The following is a 3,856-nucleotide window of genomic DNA, read 5'->3' as shown; positions in this document are numbered from 1 at the left end:
GCTTTGAGCAGCCGGGGGCGCGACCGCGTCATGCCTTCGACCCGGCTGCGCAACAGAATGGCTGCGTTCGCAGCCCTGCCCCGCACCGTCACCGGTTCGCAGATCTCGGCCAAAACCGAACTCGCGGCACCAATATGTTGCTTGTAGCCCTGGCCGCCGACCGACAGGTCGAAATAGTCGAAGCCCCGCTCGCATCCCCACATCATCAGCTTGCCCATCGTCGTCAGGCCGGGTGAGACATTGGCGACCGCGTTCTGGTCGATGCCCAGCAGGAGGGCGTGAAGTGTGCCTTTTCTGACCAGCACATAGATGGAGGCGAGCCAGGCTTCACCGACGCGTAGACCGAAGAGCCGCACAGATCCATTGGACAGGCCTTGCAGCGCCGCGGCGCGGTAGAAATCGACGACCGGGACCTGCGTCAGGAGGTCGAAACGCCCAAGCTCACGAAAACGCTTCAGCCGCAATTCCAGCAGCACATCCAGGAGCTCCTCGGTCAGATCAGGCGTGTCGGCCTCGACCAGAGCGAGGCCACCAAGCTGTTCGAAGCCGCGGCAATGCTTGCGGAAGGCCTTGGCAAAGGACGGCTTGCAGATCCGCTTGATGAGCGTCTCCGGGTCGCCGTGCAGGACGAGGCCGGAGGTGACCTGGATGGAGTCGCGCGCCACCGAAAGCAGTGCCAGCGGATTGACGAGGCCGTGGATCTGCTGCGGGATCCCCGCGATATGGATGCGATCCGCCGGTGGCAGAACGGCACGGACCGCCGCCCACATGGCGTCGGCACTCTGCCTGGTCCACGCTCTCCCATCCGCCAGCAGCGGCACCGAGTAGTCGCACACGCGGCAGCTCAGCCATTCGATGACGTGGTGGCCGAGGGCCCGGCGCCGCATCAGCGGCAGCAGCATGGCCGGCGCGCCGGTCATGGCGTCACTCACCTCGATGACGACCAGGTCCGCGTCCTTGGGCATCAGCCGTGCGGCGATTCCTTCGACCCAGGCATAGTGCTGATGGGCAGTGCAGACGCCGTGCGCCTCAAGCAGCAGCCATAGCAGCCTTACGGTATCGAAACTGGTGTGCAGCCGAGCCGTGAAGTGCGCGGTTGCATCAGCGTTGGCGACAGTCGGGGAAAACCGCCCACCGGGCAAATCCCTTATCGGAGTCGTTCGCGCCGCGTAGCTTGCCACATGCTTCTCCCGTCATTCCGATCCCCCACGCAGGCGCCGCAAGTCCCGCATCAGTCCCTGGAGCCTCTTCAGCAGCCGAGGTTTGGAGCGCACGAACACCTCGGTCCGGTTGCGGACCTCGATGGCTGCGCTCACGGCGCTGCCTCGCACCGTAATCCCGTGGCAAAGCTCGCGCAGGCCCGAACCCACGGCACCCATATGTTCCTTGTAACTCTGGTTGCCGACCGACAGGTCGAAATAATCGAAACCGCGGCCGCGCGCCCAGCTCATCAACTTGCCCATGATCAGAAGTCCCGGCGAGACATTGGGCACCGCGCCCTGATCGATTGAGATCAGCAGAGCATGAACGGTGACTTGATGGATCAGCAGGTATTGTACGGCGATCAGAGCTTCACCAACACGCAACCCGAAGAGCCGCACCGACCCATCCGACAGGCCCTCGAGAGCGGCGTTTCGATAGAAGTCGACAGCCGTCGCCTGCGTCAGCAGGTCGAAGCGGCCCAGTTCGCGAAAGCGGCTGAGCCGCATCCGGACCAGGCCGCCGAAGATGACCTCCACCAGGGCCGGCGTGTTGGCTTCGACCAGTTCCACGTCGCCAAGCCGTTCGAGGCGGCGCCAGTCCTTGTTGAAGGCCTTGACGAAGGATGGCCGGCATAGGCGCTTGAGCACGGTTTCCGGGTCGCCGTCGATGGCGAGGCCGAAGCTGGTATGCAGGGAATCGCGCGTGGCTGCGAGCAAGGCCAGAGGGTTGGTGACGCCGCTGATCGATTGCGGAATTCCCGTGATCTGGATGCGGTCCGCCGGCGGCAGCACGGAACGCACCGCAGCCCACGCGGCCTGCGCCGATTGCATCGTCCACGGGCTGGCATCTGCCAGCAGCGGTGCCGAATAGTCGCAAACGCCACAGCTCAGCCATTCGATCACCCGATGGCGGAAGGCCGGCCGCCGTATCAGCGGCACCAGCATTCGCGGCGCGCCCGTCACGGCATCGTTTACCTCCACGATGAGCAGTTCCGCACCTTCCGGCATTAGCCGCGCGACGATCCCCTCGGCCCAGGCATAATTCTGGTGGGCGGTGCACACACCGTCCGCCTGGAGGCGCAGCCAGAGCGGCCTCACCGCTTCCAAGCTGGTGTGGAGCCGCGCCGTGTAGGCATCGATGGCGACGACGGTGGCCGGATGGGAGGACTGGCCATCGGGCGAGCCGGTCACCGCAGCAATTTGCACCGCCTGGACTGCCATGTTTTTTCCTATCGCTTTGCCGTAGCGAACGGCAGCGTCCGCCGCCACGCGCCCAACCGGCTGTCGCGCGCCTCATCGGGATGCTCGATATTCCACATGCGGTGATGCGCGAAATACCACGATGCCACGAGCACGAACATCTCCGAGACGGCGGAACCCAACAACGCCCACGGCGGAGACGCGATTGCCAGCAGGGCCGCGATCAGCGCCAGCCCGACGACCGCGCCGCCCGTGGTGATGAACGCGACGATCCGAAAATCGCCGAGTATCTCAAGCACGATGCGGGGCATGATATAGAGCATGATCGGGACAAAATTCGCGATCACGAAAAGCCCGATGAACCAGGTCGAAGCGTCCTGGAGAGCCTGGGATTTTATCATCGGCAGGACGAACATGATCGCACATCCATAAGCAAGGCCGCCGAGCCCCATGACGAGCGCCCAGATCTTGGCCTGCGTCCAGACACGGCCTGTTTCATTGTTCCGCATCAGCCTGGCGAGATCCGGCTGCGTCATGTTGACGAACGCAAGGCTGATGATGCGCAGCGGAGCAAACAGCACCAGAACCGCCGCCAGCGGTGCGTAGGCGGCTGGCCCGGCAATGCCGGCGACCAGCAGCGCCAGACATTGACCCTGGATGTTGGTGGTGGTCGCGCTGAATGCCGACCAGCGCAGTTGGGGCCAGAGCCTGACATAGCGTCGGCGCGTCGGCATGCGGAAGCTGATGCGAAGCGAGCGCCGAGCCAGGCGGACCAGGACGAAAATGCCGAACACATTTGCGGCTGCAAGTGCATAGAATACGGTCTGCAGCGGGTCTTGGACCAACCAGATCGACAGCCCGGTCAGGACACAGCCGGCGACTGTAAAAGCGCCATCGCTGATGGAGACGACAACCTGCTGGCGCCGTGCGAAGAAAGCCGTGCGCATATGGCTGCGCAACGACCAGGCACCGACGAAGCAGCCGGCGGCAATTCCGCTTGGATCTCCAAGGACATGCATCAGAACAGCCGTGCCGACGGCCATCAGCAACGCCACGATCAGCGCCGCCGTTCCGAACGCCACGTCATAGGTATTGACGCCGGCGCTGTTGGTGCTCTTGCTCATCCAGATGCTGGCGGGAACAGCGGTGAGCGACCTGATATAGGACAGGCCGACCCCGCCCATCACCATGCCGATGGCGAAGAGGCCGTAGCCCTGCGCCGACAGCATGTGCAACAGCATGATGTTGAGGGCGAAATGAAAGCCGCTCTGCATCGCCTCGCCGCCGATCATCAGCACGAGGCGTCGAACCAGATGGCTCGGAAACGCTAACTTCACGGCCGTGTCTCCGCTGCGCGGGCAGCGGGCGCCCTGCCCGGCCGCGCGATGGTCGTCTTCAGCTTTTCGGCGGCGATCGCGGTGATCGCCGCGGCCGCGACCGGCTCGCTGAAGATC

At 64.3% G+C, this 3,856-nt stretch carries 3 protein-coding genes; all 3 read right to left on the bottom strand.

The features are described 5' to 3' along the window. The coding region (locus ENZ74_RS24845) for a GNAT family N-acetyltransferase (RefSeq protein WP_127313052.1) at nucleotides 1-1,181 on the bottom strand (1,181 nt) is incomplete at its 3' end. A gap of 12 nt (nucleotides 1,182-1,193) precedes the next feature. Then, nucleotides 1,194-2,423: a GNAT family N-acetyltransferase gene (locus ENZ74_RS24840; protein WP_063168634.1), complete on the bottom strand. Its 1,230-nt coding sequence runs from the start codon at nucleotides 2,421-2,423 to the stop codon at nucleotides 1,194-1,196. An 8-nt stretch (nucleotides 2,424-2,431) separates the two neighbouring features. Then, nucleotides 2,432-3,739, bottom strand: coding sequence for a hypothetical protein (locus ENZ74_RS24835; RefSeq protein ID WP_082826507.1), 1,308 nt, complete (start codon nucleotides 3,737-3,739; stop codon nucleotides 2,432-2,434). Nucleotides 3,740-3,856 lie beyond the last annotated feature (117 nt).

Origin of the sequence: Mesorhizobium sp. M7A.F.Ca.CA.002.15.2.1, assembly GCF_003998715.1 — a bacterium.
GTDB lineage: Bacteria > Pseudomonadota > Alphaproteobacteria > Rhizobiales > Rhizobiaceae > Mesorhizobium > Mesorhizobium ciceri.
Note: the sequence above shows the minus strand (reverse complement) of the source record. Positions and strands in the feature narration are given on the sequence as shown.